Annotated in this window: 16 protein-coding genes; 12 read left to right on the forward strand and 4 right to left on the reverse strand. The window is 64.3% G+C overall.

Features of this window, described 5'->3' with window-relative positions:
* Positions 1-2 precede the first annotated feature (2 nt).
* Positions 3-1,646, forward strand: a complete 1,644-nt coding sequence (locus tag ABIB90_RS30030) for an acyl-CoA dehydrogenase family protein (protein ID WP_354158349.1) — start codon at positions 3-5, stop codon at positions 1,644-1,646.
* 23 nt (positions 1,647-1,669) lie between these two features.
* Positions 1,670-2,431: a CPBP family intramembrane glutamic endopeptidase gene (locus tag ABIB90_RS30035; protein WP_354158347.1), complete on the forward strand. Its 762-nt coding sequence runs from the start codon at positions 1,670-1,672 to the stop codon at positions 2,429-2,431.
* On the opposite strand, the gene ABIB90_RS30040 is transcribed toward ABIB90_RS30035, so the two are convergent.
* From ABIB90_RS30040 to ABIB90_RS30050, 3 genes are all read right to left on the reverse strand, one after another.
* Positions 2,428-3,351 carry an AEC family transporter gene (locus ABIB90_RS30040; RefSeq protein ID WP_354158345.1) on the reverse strand — a complete coding sequence of 308 codons (924 nt, stop codon included), beginning with the start codon at positions 3,349-3,351 and terminating at the stop codon, positions 2,428-2,430. The genes ABIB90_RS30035 and ABIB90_RS30040 overlap by 4 nt on opposite strands.
* Before the next feature lie 3 nt (positions 3,352-3,354).
* On the reverse strand, positions 3,355-3,846 hold the full coding sequence (ruvX, locus tag ABIB90_RS30045; RefSeq protein WP_007603328.1) for a Holliday junction resolvase RuvX: 492 nt from the start codon (positions 3,844-3,846) through the stop codon (positions 3,355-3,357).
* 66 nt (positions 3,847-3,912) lie between these two features.
* Complete coding sequence (locus tag ABIB90_RS30050; protein ID WP_354158343.1) at positions 3,913-4,467, reverse strand: hypothetical protein; 555 nt, start codon at positions 4,465-4,467, stop codon at positions 3,913-3,915.
* A 320-nt stretch (positions 4,468-4,787) separates the two neighbouring features.
* Between ABIB90_RS30050 and ABIB90_RS30055 the strand changes: the two genes are divergently transcribed.
* Positions 4,788-5,024 carry a hypothetical protein gene (locus ABIB90_RS30055; protein ID WP_502916941.1) on the forward strand — a complete coding sequence of 79 codons (237 nt, stop codon included), beginning with the start codon at positions 4,788-4,790 and terminating at the stop codon, positions 5,022-5,024.
* On the opposite strand, the gene ABIB90_RS30060 is transcribed toward ABIB90_RS30055, so the two are convergent.
* On the reverse strand, positions 4,958-5,848 hold the full coding sequence (locus tag ABIB90_RS30060; RefSeq protein ID WP_354158341.1) for a LysR family transcriptional regulator: 891 nt from the start codon (positions 5,846-5,848) through the stop codon (positions 4,958-4,960). The genes ABIB90_RS30055 and ABIB90_RS30060 overlap by 67 nt on opposite strands.
* A 95-nt stretch (positions 5,849-5,943) precedes the next feature.
* Between ABIB90_RS30060 and ABIB90_RS30065 the strand changes: the two genes are divergently transcribed.
* From ABIB90_RS30065 to ABIB90_RS30105, 9 genes are all read left to right on the forward strand, one after another.
* Complete coding sequence (locus ABIB90_RS30065; RefSeq protein WP_354158339.1) at positions 5,944-6,918, forward strand: NAD(P)H-dependent flavin oxidoreductase; 975 nt, start codon at positions 5,944-5,946, stop codon at positions 6,916-6,918.
* 17 nt (positions 6,919-6,935) lie between these two features.
* Complete coding sequence (locus tag ABIB90_RS30070; protein WP_354158337.1) at positions 6,936-8,012, forward strand: NAD(P)H-dependent flavin oxidoreductase; 1,077 nt, start codon at positions 6,936-6,938, stop codon at positions 8,010-8,012.
* A gap of 78 nt (positions 8,013-8,090) precedes the next feature.
* Positions 8,091-8,378, forward strand: a complete 288-nt coding sequence (gene gatC, locus ABIB90_RS30075; protein ID WP_354158335.1) for an Asp-tRNA(Asn)/Glu-tRNA(Gln) amidotransferase subunit GatC — start codon at positions 8,091-8,093, stop codon at positions 8,376-8,378.
* A gap of 83 nt (positions 8,379-8,461) precedes the next feature.
* The gene (locus ABIB90_RS30080; protein ID WP_007603337.1) at positions 8,462-8,674 is read left to right on the forward strand and encodes a hypothetical protein; all 213 of its coding nucleotides are present in this window, start codon (positions 8,462-8,464) and stop codon (positions 8,672-8,674) included.
* A complete protein-coding gene (gene gatA / locus ABIB90_RS30085) occupies positions 8,671-10,146 on the forward strand; it encodes an Asp-tRNA(Asn)/Glu-tRNA(Gln) amidotransferase subunit GatA (protein WP_354158332.1) in 1,476 nt (491 codons plus the stop codon). The genes ABIB90_RS30080 and gatA overlap by 4 nt, the downstream gene beginning before the upstream one ends.
* Entirely contained in the window at positions 10,137-10,442 is a 306-nt protein-coding gene (locus tag ABIB90_RS30090) for a hypothetical protein (RefSeq protein ID WP_354158330.1), read from the forward strand. Before gatA ends, ABIB90_RS30090 begins: the two co-directional genes overlap by 10 nt.
* Complete coding sequence (locus tag ABIB90_RS30095) at positions 10,439-11,335, forward strand: class I SAM-dependent methyltransferase (protein WP_354158328.1); 897 nt, start codon at positions 10,439-10,441, stop codon at positions 11,333-11,335. The genes ABIB90_RS30090 and ABIB90_RS30095 overlap by 4 nt, the downstream gene beginning before the upstream one ends.
* Positions 11,332-12,816 (forward strand): Asp-tRNA(Asn)/Glu-tRNA(Gln) amidotransferase subunit GatB, encoded by a 1,485-nt coding sequence (gatB, locus tag ABIB90_RS30100; protein WP_354158326.1) that lies wholly within the window; start codon positions 11,332-11,334, stop codon positions 12,814-12,816. The genes ABIB90_RS30095 and gatB overlap by 4 nt, the downstream gene beginning before the upstream one ends.
* A gap of 1,705 nt (positions 12,817-14,521) precedes the next feature.
* Positions 14,522-14,788, forward strand: coding sequence for a hypothetical protein (locus ABIB90_RS30105; protein ID WP_007603354.1), 267 nt, complete (start codon positions 14,522-14,524; stop codon positions 14,786-14,788).
* Positions 14,789-15,031: the final 243 nt, after the last annotated feature.

Below are 15,031 nucleotides of genomic sequence, written 5' to 3' on the forward strand. Positions count from 1 at the left end.
AGATGACCCAGCCCAGCTTCGCGACCCACGAGGTCTTCAACCAGTCACCGCCGTTCGAGGACGTCGATCTGTTCGCCGCGGACCAGCCGCTGGTCGCGGCGGTCAGGACCAATGGCGGTGCGGCCGCGGAACGGGAGCTCTCGGAGTTCGGCAAGCATTGGGGCTCGGCTGCGATGGCCGATCGGGGGCGCGTCGCGAACGAGAACACGCCGAAGCTGCGCACCTTCGATGCCAAGGGCAATCGGCGCGACCAGGTCGAGTTTCATCCGGCCTATCATGAACTGATGGCCCACAGCGACCGTGCCGGCGTGCACAATTCGACGTGGACCGCGGATGGAAGACCCGCGGGCGATGCCGCGGAGGTCATCCGCGCGGCAAAATTCTACATGGCCTCGCAGGTCGAGACCGGCCATCTCTGCCCGATCACGATGACGCGCGCCTCTGTCGCAGCGCTGGCGATGCAGCCTGATCTGCTCGCCAGGGTGATGCCGGTGCTGTCGACGAAAAGCTACGATCCCAGCTTTGCGCCGTGGTGGGAGAAGCGCGGTATGACGCTCGGCATGGGCATGACCGAGAAGCAGGGCGGCACCGACGTGCGCGCCAACATGACGCGCGCGGTGCGCGACGGAGGCGCCTACCGCATCACCGGCCACAAATGGTTCATGTCGGCGCCGATGTGCGACGCCTTCCTGGTGCTGGCCCAGGCAGACCAGGGACTGACCTGTTTCTTCATGCCGCGCTTCGCGCCGGATGGGTCGGTGAACGCGATCCAGTTCCAGCGGCTGAAGGACAAGCTCGGCAACCGCTCCAATGCGTCGTCCGAAGTCGAGTTCGTCGGTGCCTATGCGGAAGCCGTCGGCGACGAGGGCAAGGGCATCCGCACCATCATCCAGATGGTGCAACTGACGCGGCAGGATTGCGCGATCGCCTCGGTCGGCTTGATGCGCTCGGGGCTCGCCCACGCGTTGCATCACGCCCGGCACCGCAGCGTGTTCCAGAAACGTCTCGCCGATCAGCCGCTGATGCAAGCGGTACTCTCGGACATGGCGCTGCATGTGGAGGCGAGCACGGCGGTGGTGATGCGGCTCTGTCGCGCCTTCGATCGGACGCCGTACGATCCGGCGGAGGCCGCCTACATGCGGCTGCTGACGCCTGCGATCAAATACTGGACCTGCAAGAGCGCGCCGCCGTTCCTCTACGAAGCCATGGAATGCCTCGGCGGCAACGGCTATGTCGAGGACGGCATTCTGGCGCGCCACTACCGGGAGGCTCCCGTCAACGCCATCTGGGAGGGCTCGGGCAACGTGATGTGCCTCGACGTGCTGCGCGCGCTGTTGCGCGAGCCGGAGGCGGCGATGGCGGTGCTGCAAGCGCTTGCTGCCGAAACGAACGGTCTGCCAGGGGCAGGTGATGCCGTCTCGTTCATCGGCAAGACCTTCCGGCGCGCGGACGGCGAGCGCGTTGCCCGCCTTGCGGTCGAGAAGCTGGCGCTGCTTGCGGCCGCCGCCGCGCTCAACGGCGTGTCGCCGCGCCAAGCCGAACTGTTCTCCGCCACACGCCTCGCCGCCAATCACGCCAGCATGTACGGCGCGGTCGAGCTCGAGAGCGGCGATGTGCGCGCGCTGCTGGAGCGGGCGCTGCCGTGAGCCTCTCAAACGAAAGCGCTTTAATGGACTCCCTCAATCCCGATCATCCTCCGCTCATCGAGACGCCGGCGCCGCGGGTCTGGAAATTCTGGGGCACGGCGCTGTGGGGCATCGCTATCTTCGCAGCCATGTTCGTCGGGCAGATCGGGGCCATCGTCTATCTGGTCTGGGTCGCCCGCGACCCTATCGACCTCGCATCACTGCAGCACGTCGGTGGCGAGCCGGCGTCGCTCGCGTTTTCGGTCACGATGGGCCTGCCGGCGACGCTGGCCGCCGTGTGGCTGGCCATCCGCATCAAGAAGGCGTCCTTCGTCGACTATCTCGCGTTGTATTGGCCGTCATGGAAGCAACTCCTGTTCGGCGCCGTCGGGCTGATTCTGATCGTGGTGGCCTGGGAGACGATGTCGCGGAGTCTCGGCCGCGAGGCGACGCCGGGCTTCATGACCGATCTGTTGAAATCCGGCCGCGACAAGGGCGCCGCCGCGATGCTGCTGTTCGCCTTCAGCGTCGCGGCGCCGATGTCCGAAGAGGTCCTCGCCCGCGGCTTTCTCTATCGCGGCTGGTCGGCGAGCTTCCTGCGCGTCCCCGGCGCCATCATCCTGTCGTCGCTGGTGTGGACCGTCGTGCACCTGCAATACGACCTGTACTTCCTCGCCGAGGTCTTCTCCATCGGCCTCTGGTTCGGCTACATGCGCTATCGCAGCAACTCACTGTGGCTCACGATCGTGCTGCATGCGCTGAACAATCTGACGGCGGTGGTGCTGACGATGTGGTTGGGGAGTTAGGCCACCAGCGCGATCGCGATCGGCATCGTGATCGCCGCCAAAATCGTCTGCAGCGTGATGATCTGCGCCAGCAGCGGGGCATCGCCGCCCATCTGGCGGGCCAGCACATAGGCGCTGGTCGAGGTCGGCACCGCGGCGCAGATCGCGACGATCGCGAGACTGTCGCCGGACAGTCCGAACCAGACGGCGAGCACCAGCGCGATCACGGGCATCAGCACCAGCTTGAACACCACGCCGATAGCGGCGCCCGTGCTGGGGCGCAGCAGGCCTTCAAGATGCAGGCCGGCGCCGGTGACGAGCAGGCCGATGGCGAGCGAGGAGCGGCCAAGTGCGTCTGCCACCTCATGCCAGATCTTCGGCAGCGGCAGATGGACGACGTTGATGACGAGGCCGATCACGCAGGCCCAGATCAGGGGATTGCGGACAACCGTCATGACAACGGTGCGCGCGGATTGCTTCTTCGGCGCGGCGTAGTGGGCGAGCACCGCGACGCTGAGGACGTTGACCAGCGGAATGATCGCCACCATCGCGACGGAGGCGAGCGCCAGCCCGACCTCGCCGAACATATTGGCGGAGACGGACAGCGCCACATAGGTCTGCCAGCGGATCGCGCCCTGGAAGATCGAGGTGAAGGCGGGGCCGTCGATATCGAGCCGCGACAGGGCCGGACGGAGCGCGAGGCAGAGCAGCGACATCGCGAGCGCCGAGAGCAGCAGCGCGCCGCCGACGCCGGCCACCGGCACCTTCGACAGGTCGGCCTTCACCAGCGTCTGGATCAGCAGCATCGGAAACAGCACGAAATAGGTCAGCCGCTCCAGCCCGTTCCATTGCGTATCGAGCCGCATCAGCGTGCGCTTCAGCACCACGCCGAGCACGATCAGGATAAAGACGGGGAGGAGCGCCGCGATCACGACGGCCATGGATCAGTCAGGCCCCGGGGCTGCGCGCAGATTGGCGAGGCGGTCGAGCGCGCCTTGCAGGATGAAGATCGCGGCGTGCTCGTCGATCACTTCGGCGCGCTTGGCGCGGCTGACGTCCATGCCGATCAATTCGCGCTCGACCGCGGCAGTCGATAGACGCTCATCCCAGAGGCCGATCGGCAGCGCGGTCAGGCCGGCGAGGTTGCGGGCAAACGCCCGGGTCGATTGCGCGCGCGGGCCTTCGCTGCCGTCCATGTTGATGGGCAGGCCGAGCACGAAGCCGACGGCCTTGCGTTCACTGGCAATCGCGAGCAGCCGGGCGGCATCCTGCTTGAACGCCTTGCGCTGGATGGTCTCGACGCCGGTCGCCAACCGGCGGTCCGGATTGGACACGGCAACGCCAATGGTCTTGGTACCCAGATCAAGGCCGACCAAGCCGCCGCGTTCCGGCCAGTGGGTTGCAGCATCGACGAGAGGCAGGATAAGAGCCGGCATGGGACTAGCGCATATCACGCGTCGCGCTACGGTGCTACAACATGGAAAAGCCGCACGAAAGGCGGCTCAGACGGCGACGATGCGCCCCTTAATTGCGAATAGATCGGGCGGCTCATAGCGCCTGAATTGCTCTGCAACCTCTAAGCCCGGCGGCGGCTCACCAATCACCGAGCTCTCTTCCCGTATCTGGAATCCTGCCTCGCGGAATAGTCGCAAATAGTCGCTGTGGCGCAGCCGATTGACGTACTGCTTGCCACTGTTGAACGGTCGCCACTGTTCATCCGAATAGCGGAGGAAGTTCAGTCTCGAAACTGACTTGTCCGACCTGGCATAATGGTCGCTATAGTCGATTGAATGCGTCGTGAGGCCATTGGTGACGGCGCGCAATCCCTTGAGAAGGGTTACAAGCTGGTCTGCCGGCACGTGCTCCAGAACCTCGTTCGAGCAGGAGCAATCCACTTTCGTTCCGTCGTCGTTCACATAGTACGGGGCCCGATACTCAATCCCCGACCGCGCAAGGTCATCCCAAGTCTCGAACTTGCCGCCGAGCCTGCTTCCTGCATGCCGGATCAGATCTAGCTTCGCCAGCCGCTCGACGTCGCACGCGATGATCTTCCGCACGCCAAGCGCCCTGAGGGCGATAGGAACGGCCAGATCGCGTCCGGCGCCGAATTTCCAAGACCGATCCAGGAAGGGCATCGCTCACGGCACTGTAGTCCGCTACAACGCGCCGGGCGATTCCGGCAAGAGCATCAAGCGTAGCATCTCGGCGAGGCCAGTTCCGCGTGACGTGGCGCTGCAAGAAGTAGTGCGCCTGAGCCCCGCCGGGGAGATCGAGCGCACGGAACGCAAGTGCTTTAAGCCGCCAATCCATGGCCTTGCCCTACTATGGGTCGAACGAATTGTCGAGGAGACCGAGTTGCGGGGGCTGCCGGGATCGCATGTTCGCCGTGACGGCGATGCTGGTCACTTACGCCCTGGAAGACCGCAGCCACTGGTTCGTGCTGCTGTTCGCCATGTTCTGCGTGCCCGGTTCGGCTTACGGCTTCCTGCAAGGGGCCTGGCCGTTCGGGCTGATCGAGGCGATCTGGGCCACTGCGGCGCTGGGGTCTCAGGCCGCGATGACGTCATCGTCCTGCTTCAGGCAGGCGGAAAACCCGTTCAGCGCGCTGGTTTGATGTCCGGCACGACGCTGGATGAAGAGCGTCTCGACTTGCGCGTGCGAATGGCTCAGCGCGTGCATCGACACGCTGCCATTGATCGCGCTGCGTTCGACCACGGCGCGCGGCAGCAGCGTCACACCCATGTCGGCGGCGACACAGCCGATCATGCCGTCGAGCGTGCCGAGCTCGAAGCGTGCGGCTGACGGCCAGCCGAACTCGACAAAGATCTGCTCCAGCCGCTGCCGGTAGGTGCAGCCAGTGCGGAACGTCAGCGCGGTCGGGCCGGATTCCGGCGTGCCGGCACGCAACTCGGCGAGCGTGGCCCAGCGCCGCGCACTGACCAGCACCAGCTCTTCGCGGAACGCGCTTGTCGCGGTGAGATCGGCATGCGCGATCGGACCTGCGACGAAGGCGCCGTCGAGCGTGCCTTCGAGCACGCAAGCGACGAGGTCGGCGGTGGGCGCGGTGCGCAGGCTCAGCCGGACGGCGGGAAAGCGGCGATGAAAATCGGCCAGCAGCGGCGGCAGCCGCACCGCCGCGGTCGTTTCCATCGAGCCAATCGCGAGCGGTCCCTTGGGCTCGCCGTCGTCGCAGGCCGCGAGCACGGCCTCGCGCGCGAGTGCGGACATCCGTTGCGCGTAAGGCAACAGCCTTTTGCCCGCGCCGGTCAGGGTCATGCCGCGGCTATGGCGTTCGAACAGCGGTGTACCGATCTCCGCCTCCAGCGCCTTCACGCGCTGGGTCACGTTCGACTGCACCGTGTTGAGCTCTTCGGCCGCGCGGGTGATGCCGCCGGTGCGGGCGACGGCAGCGAAGGTCTGGATGTCGCTGAGTTCCATAATATCGTTTCTCTTTTGAGATGGTAGCGTTCGTTAGAATTCAATTTTAGAGAATGGTATTCTGGACTAATGTTCGTGTCGAGAGCGGAGGAGCCATGCCGATCATCACGCCGCTGACCCAGCTCCTGGGGATCAAACATCCGATCCTGCTGGCTCCAATGGACACGATCGCCGGCAGCCGGCTGACGCGGGCGGTCAGCGAGGCCGGCGGCTTCGGGATCCTGGGTGGTGGCTACGGCGATCAGGAGCGGCTCGAGGCCGAGACCAGGCAACTGAGCGGCTCTGCTTCGTTCGGTATCGGCTTCATCACCTGGAGCCTCGCAAAAAAACCAAGACTTCTCGACATCGCACTCGACGCCAATCCGCAAGCGATCATGCTGTCATTCGGCGATCCCGCGCCATTTGCAGCGCGCATCAGGACGTGCGGGGTGCGCTTGATCTGCCAGGTGCAGAGCGAGGACATGGCGAAGCAGGCGCTCGACGCCGGTGCGGACATCCTGATCGCGCAGGGTACCGAAGCCGGCGGCCACGGCGCATCGCGCACCACCGTCGATATCGTACCTGCGATCGTCGATCTCGCGGCCGGGCGGGTGCCGGTGGTTGCCGCCGGCGGAATTGCCGATGGTCGCGGGCTGGCCGCAATGATGATGCTGGGCGCCTCCGGCGTGCTGATCGGCACGCGCTTCTATGCCAGCGTGGAGGCCAATGGCGCGGAGGAAGCCAAGCAGCGCATTCGCGACGCTGATCCCAATGACACGGTGCGCGGCGTCATCGTCGACTGGTCGCGCAGCCTGTTCTGGCCGACCCCGTTCACCGCGCGAACGCTGGTCAACGATCATATCAGGCGCTGGACGGGCCGCGAGATCGAGCTGATGCAGCGCGCCGCCGAGGTGACCGTCGAATATGCCGCGGCAAAGGCCGCGGGCAATTTCGAGGTCGCCGCGGTCTTTGCCGGCGAGGCTGTCGGCCTGATCCATGATATTCCGTCCGCCGCCGAAATCGTCGAACGGATTGCGACCGAGGCCGAGCAACTGCTAACCGGCCGGCGAAATTCCAGCGTGTCCGCCTAAACTGCGAGAGAACAACCATGTGGCCGAACCGTCGACTGATCGATCTCTTCAAGACCGAATTCCCGATCGTGCTGGCGCCGATGGCCGGCGTGATGGACGCGGAGCTGGTGATCGCCGTTGCGCAAGGCGGGGGGCTCGGCTCGCTGCCGAGCGCGATGCTGTCGCCCGAGAAGGCGCGCGAGCAGGTCAACATCATCCGCCAGCGCGTCTCCGCGCCGGTGAACATGAATTTCTTCTGCCACACACCGGTCGAGCTCACAGCCGAGGCGGAGGCGCGCTGGAAGCAGCGCCTCGCGGGCTACTACAATGAGCATGGCCTCGATCCTGCCGCACCCATCAATGCCGCGAACCGCGCGCCGTTCGACGCCGGCTTCTGCGAGGTCGTGGAGGAGCTGAAGCCCGAGATCGTCAGCTTCCACTTCGGCCTGCCGGAGGCCGCGCTGCTCAAGCGGGTCAAAGCGGCAGGATGTCTCGTCATCTCCTCGGCGACCACGGTGAGGGAAGCGATCTGGCTCGAGCAGCACGGCGCTGACGCGGTGATCGCACAAGGCGCGGAGGCCGGCGGTCATCGTGGCATGTTCCTGACCGACAAGATCTCGGAACAGCCCGGCACCTTCGCGCTGGTGCCGCAGGTGGTCGACGCGGTGAAGGTCCCGGTGATTGCGGCCGGCGGCGTTGCGGATGGCCGCGGCATTGCAGCCGCCTTCGCGCTCGGCGCGGCCGGCGTGCAGATCGGGAGTGCCTATCTGCGCTGTCCGGAATCCAAAGTCAGTGCAGCGGCACGGGCGGCGCTCGCCGAGGGGCGGGATGATTCCACCGTTATCACCAATGTCATGACGGGGCGGCCGGCGCGTGGCGTCCAGAACCGCCTGATGCGCGAGGCCGGCCCGATTTCGCCGGACGCGCCGCCATTTCCCCATGCCGCAACCGCGCTCGGACCGCTGAAGGCGGCTGCCGAAAAGCAGGGCAGGGTAGATTTCACCAATCTCTGGGCCGGACAGGCGATCGCCCTCGGCCGCGAGGTCCCGGCAGCCGAATTGACCCGGGATCTCGCCAAAACGGCCCTGGCTCGCATGAAAGCTCTCGCCGGATAGGTCCCCGCCGCCGGTTGCGGCGCAAAAGCGGCCTCTGCTATACGGCACATAGGTTTTTGCCGTGAGAGGCCTTATATAATGTCCGTCGACGCCGCTACTGTCCGCCGCATCGCGCATCTGGCGCGCATTGCGGTTTCCGAGGGCGAGGTTCCGCATCTGCAGGGCGAGCTCAACGCCATGCTCGCCTTTGTCGAGCAGCTCTCGGAGGTCAATGTCGAGGGTGTGGAGCCCATGACCTCGGTCACCCCGATGCAGATGAAGAAGCGGCAGGATTTGGTCAATGACGGCGAGGTCGCCGACGATATCGTTGCCAACGCGCCCGCGACCGAAGGCCACTTCTTTCTGGTGCCGAAGGTCGTCGAGTAACTTGCATAGCGTTTTCGAGCGAAGTGGAAGCCGGTTCGCGTAAAGAAAACGCGTCAAACTAAAGAGTCTTAGGACGTGGTCCGATGTGCATGCTTTGCGACGACGAGAAGGCCTATCAGGCCTATATGAACTATCTCGACAAGATGGAGCGGCAGGGCAAGGCCGCCGACCCCAATGTCGCCGTGAATGCCGTGCTCGACGAGATCGAGGCGGCGGCCAAAGCGTCCGCCAAAAAAGACGACCCGGCCAACGACAAGTCCCTGTCTCCGTTCTTCTGCAGCCCGATCAATAAATGACCGATTTGACATCGCTGACGCTCGCCGAGGCCCGCAAGGGCCTCGCGGCCAAGACTTTCACGTCCCTCGAGCTGACCGACGCGCATCTGAACGCGATCGAAGCCGCGCGCGTGCTCAATGCTTTCGTCATGGAGACGCCGGACCAGGCGCGAACCATGGCACGCGAGGCGGACGCCAGGATCGGGAAGGGCGATGCGGGGCCGCTCGCCGGCATTCCGCTCGGCATCAAGGACCTGTTCGCGACCAAGGGCGTGCGCACCACGGCGTGCTCGAAAATCCTCGGCAATTTCGTGCCGACTTACGAGTCCACCATCACCTCGCAGCTGTGGCGCGACGGCGCGGTGATGCTGGGCAAGCTCAACAATGACGAGTTCGCGATGGGCTCGTCGAACGAGACCTCGTGCTTCGGCCCGGTCGGCAATCCCTGGCGGCGCGACGGAAGCAACGCGACGCTGGTGCCGGGCGGCTCGTCTGGCGGCTCGGCCTCCGCCGTGGCCGCGTTGCTCTGCATGGGCGCCACCGCGACCGACACCGGCGGTTCGATCCGCCAGCCGGCGGCGTTCACCGCAACGGTCGGCATCAAGCCGACCTATGGCCGCTGCTCGCGCTGGGGCATCGTCGCCTTTGCCTCCTCGCTCGACCAGGCCGGTCCGATCGCGCGCAGCACGCGGGATGCCGCGATGCTGCTGCGCTCGATGGCCGGCCACGATCCGAAGGACACGACCTCGGTCGACATGGCTGTGCCGGACTACGAGGCCGCGATCGGCAAGTCCGTGAAGGGCATGAAGATCGGCATTCCCAAGGAATACCGGCTCGACGGCATGCCGGCCGAGATCGAAAAGCTTTGGGAGGCGGGCGCGGCCTGGCTGAAAGCGGCAGGCGCCGAACTCGTCGAAGTGTCGCTGCCACACACCAAATACGCGTTGCCGGCTTATTACATCGTGGCGCCGGCGGAGGCGTCCTCCAACCTCGCGCGCTACGACGGCGTGCGTTACGGCCTGCGCGAGCAGGGCCGGAACATCAACGAGCTCTACGAGAACACCCGCGCAGATGGTTTTGGCGCCGAGGTGAAGCGCCGCGTCATGATCGGCACCTATGTGCTCTCGGCCGGCTATTACGACGCTTACTATTTGCGCGCCCAGAAGGTGCGCACGCTGATCAAGAAGGACTTTGAGGATTGCTTCGCCAAGGGCGTCGACGCGATCCTGACGCCGGCGACGCCATCGGCGGCTTTCGGCATCGGCGAGAAGGGCGGCGCGGACCCGGTCGAGATGTACCTCAACGACATCTTCACGGTGACCGTGAACATGGCGGGCCTGCCGGGCATCGCCGTGCCCGCCGGCAAGGACGCGCAGGGCCTGCCGCTCGGCCTGCAGCTGATCGGCCGTCCCTTCGACGAGGAGACGCTGTTCTCGCTCGGCGAGGTGATCGAGCAGGCCGCCGGCCGCTTCACGCCGGCGAAATGGTGGTGAACATGGCGGCGTATATCGCCAGCCTCGACGGCGTCGCGCCGCTGCCGGATCTCAGCGCTCCGCTCGCCGCACTGTGGTGGGCCGCCAAAGGCGACTGGGACCAGGCGCACAAGATCGTCCAGGACGAGAGCAGCCGCGAGGCCGCCTGGGTGCACGCCTATCTGCACCGGGTCGAGGGCGACCTCGGCAATGCCGGCTATTGGTACCGCCAGGCTGGCCAGCCCGTGGCCACGGATTCGCTTGAAGCAGAATGGCAGCGCATCGCCGATACGCTGGGTGGGAGTGCATCCGCATGAGCGAGCCTGGTTTCACGGGTCCGAAAGCGAAGCCGGAGGATTTATTCGGCCGTTTTCGCGAGATCGTTTCCGATCCGCTCAACCTCCTGATCGAGCGCGTCCCGATGGCAGGCCTCGTCGAAGGCGACCAGGTCTATCTGCATAACGGCCTGAAGGTTCCGGGCATCGGGCCCGGAGCCTATTACGGCCCCTTCAGCAGTGTGCTCATCATCAATCGCGGCGTCCACGAGCCGCTGGAAGAATATGTCTTCCAGGAATTGCTGAAGCGGCTGGGCGAGGCGCCCTCGATGATCGAGCTCGGCGCCTATTGGGGCCACTATTCGATGTGGCTCAAGAAGGCGCGGCCCAAGGCAGAGGTCATCCTGGTCGAGCCGGATCCCGCTTGCCTGAAGACCGGTCAGGATAATTTCGCGCGCAACGGACTGCGGGCCGAATTCGTGAAGGCCTTCGTCGGCAAGGGCAAATTCGAGGTCGACGCCTTCTTCAGGGACAGGAAGATTAAGCATCTCGACATCTTGCATGCCGATATCCAGCCCTTCGAGGTCGAGATGCTGCAAGGCGCGGAGAGCGTGCTCGCCAAGCGCCGCGTCGATTATCTCTTCATCGCAACCCATTCGCAGGCCCTCCATGACGAGGTCGTCGATCGTCTCAAGGCGCACGGCTACCGCGTTGAGATCTCCAGCGATTTCGAGGAGCAGAGCACGTCGTTCGACGGCTTCGTGTTCGCCTCCTCGCCGGAGGTCGACGCGCTGTTCGGAGAGATCGAGGTGATGGGCCGCCGCGAGATCGCGTTGCGCCAGCCGGCCGATGTGCTTCGGTCGCTCAACGGGCTCCTCGAAGCCGGTGAAGCGCGAGCGGTCAAGGGACCAGTAAAGGAACCAGTCAAGCCATGAACGCACCTGCCGCACCCCACAAGCTTCTCAAGGGCTCAACCGGTGACTGGGAGATGGTCATCGGCCTGGAGGTCCACGCTCAGGTGACGTCGAACGCGAAGCTGTTCTCCGGCGCCTCCACCGCGTTCGGCGGCGAACCGAACTCGCATGTGTCGCTGGTCGACGCGGCGATGCCGGGTATGCTGCCCGTCATCAACGAGGAATGCGTCAGGCAGGCTGTCCGGACCGGACTCGGGCTGAACGCGCAGATCAATCTGCGCTCGGTGTTCGACCGCAAGAACTATTTCTATCCAGACTCGCCGCAGGGCTACCAGATCAGCCAGTACAAGTCGCCGATCGTCGGCGAAGGCGAGGTCGTGGTCGAACTGGACGGAGGCAAGACCGCCACGATCGGCATCGAGCGGCTGCATCTGGAGCAGGACGCCGGCAAATTGCTGCACGATCAGTCGCCGACCATGTCCTATGTCGATCTCAACCGCTGCGGCGTGGCGCTGATGGAGATCGTCTCGAAGCCCGACATCCGCGACGCCGAGCAGGCCAAGGCCTATGTGACCAAGCTGCGCTCGATCCTGCGCTATCTCGGCACCTGCGACGGCGACATGGAGAAGGGATCCTTGCGCGCCGACGTCAACGTCTCCGTGCGCAAGCCGGGCGCGCCGCTCGGCACCCGCTGCGAGATCAAGAACATGAACTCGATCACCTTCATCGGCCAGGCGATCGAATACGAGGCCAAGCGCCAGATCGAAATCCTCGAGGACGGCGGCGCGATCGACCAGGAGACCCGGCTCTACGACCCCAACAAGGGCGAGACGCGGTCGATGCGGTCCAAGGAAGAGGCGCACGACTATCGCTACTTCCCCGATCCCGACCTGCTGCCGCTGGAATTTTCGCAAAGCTTCGTCGACGAGCTGAAGGCTGAGCTGCCCGAGCTGCCAGACCAGAAGAAGACGCGCTTCGTCGCGGATCTCGGCCTGTCGGCCTACGACGCCAGCGTGCTGGTCGCCGAGCGCGAGAGCGCGGTGTTCTACGAGACCGTGCTGGAGAAGCTCGCCAACCGCGCGCGCGATGGCAAGGTCGCCGCGAACTGGGTGATCAACGAGTTGTTCGGTCGTCTCAACAAGGAAGGCCGGGATATTACGGACTCTCCGGTCGATGCCGCACAGCTCTCAGGGATCATCGACCTGATCGGCGAGGGCACGATCTCCGGCAAGATCGCCAAGGATCTGTTCGAGATCGTCTGGCAGGAGGGCGGCGATCCCCGCGCGCTGGTTGAAAGCCGCGGCATGAAGCAGGTCACGGATCTTTCGGCGATCGAAAAGGTTGTCGACGACATCATCGCGGCCAATCCCGACAAGGCGGCGCAGGTCAAGGACAAGCCGCAGTCACTCGGCTGGTTCGTCGGCCAGGTGATGAAGGCATCCGGCGGCAAGGCCAACCCGCAGAGCGTCAACGAGCTGCTCAAGTCCAAGCTCGGCATCTGACCTCGCGCGTTCGAACGAGGTGACGGACAGGCGTCGTCACCTCGCTTCGGTTCGCGATGCGACGCTCGCGCGCATCCTCTGCGACGAACTTCATCCCGATCGAACGCGATACGCCGACCGAATCGCCGTCACGCGATTCGCGCAAAACGGCGACTTGCACGCGCTCTGACGAGCGTTCGCGCCGTTAATCATGAAAATATTTTCGTTGCCAAAAGTCGCGACTCAGAGTCCGCGAAACGCCTTCGCGAGGCGCTCGCGCGATCGGCAGGATGCATCATTGCAACGATCGCGCGCGATGCGCGCGCGCAAAAAAATACTTTCTGCATAGCGTTTTTCTGCAATCGCATCTCTCGCAAAGGTCGATGCTGCGGGCACTCTCCGCGATCGCAAGCACACGTCATGCAGACCGCTTGCATCGCGTTCGCCAAGCGCAGGCGCGTTGCGTCGTCAACACTTCTTTAAGCGAGACGCTGTTTTTTTCGTTGTGTTGGTGTATTCGGGATGAGTGTGCACTCGATCCCCGACTGCATGCAGCGATTAAGCCATCTCACACATCGGAGGGCAACATGGCCAAGAAAGCTAAGAAGGCAAAGAAGGCGAAGAAGGCGAAGAGCGCAGTGAAGAAGACTGCGAAGAAGACCCGCAAGGTCGCCAAGAAGAAGTAACTTCGCTTTTTGAAGTTGCCGGCTCCTAGAGAGCCGGCACGTCATCAGCGCCTCTCAAAAGGTTCTGGTCGACGATAGAGGGTGTCGGCGAGACATCAGGTCAACGGTCGGATCGTTCTCTTTCGCGGGTTCGCTCGCCAAAGGCCGGTCCGGCAGAAGAAACAAGTTTTCTTCGTTCGTGCGGTTCTCCGTAAGGGGCTCCGCAATTTCACAAGTGGCCTTCGGGCCAACGTGGAAGCTGGTCCTGACGTGTTCGCCGACGCCCTCGTTCTCATGAGGCCGGGGTATTGCCGGCATTCCCATATCCCGACATTGTTGATCTGACCGCGGCGTGGCCGTTCTGCCCTTGACCAGGCGGGTTCGCATATGAGGTCTCAGCGGCGCCTGAGCGAGCGCCTCGTCCTTCGAGACGACCGCTTCGCGGCCTCCTCAGGATGAGGCTCAGCTGCACCCATCTGCGTTGCTGCTGCCGCATCCTCATCCCTCATCCTGAGGGTCCGCCGCAGGCGGGCGTCTCGAAGGATGGCCGCAGTCGAGCTTCCAGCCATATGTTTCTTCATATGCGCGCCCTGCTCGAGCAGGGAGGCTGCGGCGCAATTGCTCGCTGTTCGCGCGCCGCTGGTCCATTCGCGGCGTCATCGCCCGGCTCCGATCGGGCGATCCAGGACGCCGCAGCTTCCCGTGGGACCATTGCTGTCTCTGGAATACTGGTGACGACAGCGGGCGGGGACGCCGCAGAACCGACGTCACCGTGTGCAATGGTTATCGTTCTCCCAAAATCCCAAGGTAAACCGAATCTGACGAATTGCAGAAGTGCCTGCAAAACTGGGACTTCTTGCATTTGTCGCACGCCCCTGGGGCGGACGCGTTTACGTCTGCTTCATCGCGATGTTTAAACTGCCATTCAAATTTGCCCGCCATCATTACCTCCAACAAGCCGGCAAACGGCACGGGCAAGAAGCCTCGGGGATGAGTTGAACAGTTGATTGGACGGGAGCCGCGCTCGGGGGACGGGACGGCACAAAAAAAGGGGATGCGTTATGTTTCAGGGTACTTTCGATCTGGAGACCGCGACGCCGATCGACGCAGACGCGCTGTCGGACGTGCTGTTCGAGCGCGGCCTCTATTGGGCGAGCGGACGCTCCGGTCTCGTCGATCTCGTCGCCGCGCACAAATGGTTCAACCTCGCCGCGCTCAAGGGCCGCAAGGACGCCGTGACGCTGCGCCAGGAAGTCGCCGGGCAGATGTCGGACGCCGATATCTCGGCCGCCCAGCGCGAGGCGAGGGCATGGGTTTCCGCCCACTGAGTGGAGATCACGTCCTGGCCGTCGTTTCGCAGGTGAAAGCTGATTTTCGCTGAATCAGGTTCCCTCGTGCTCCGCCAACCGGATTCGGGGCGGCATGAGGCCACCGTCGCGTGTCAGGTGAAGGAACGCACAGATCTCGGATTCTGCCTGAGCGACCCGAGACATAGGTGACAGTTCGTACCGGACACATGGGTTACACTTTCCGCTTTTGTTCTGCGGGAGGTGTAGATGCCGTGGAAAGCG

This window comes from Bradyrhizobium sp. JR4.1 (genome assembly GCF_040548605.1).
In the GTDB taxonomy this organism is placed as follows: Bacteria; Pseudomonadota; Alphaproteobacteria; order Rhizobiales; family Xanthobacteraceae; genus Bradyrhizobium; species Bradyrhizobium canariense.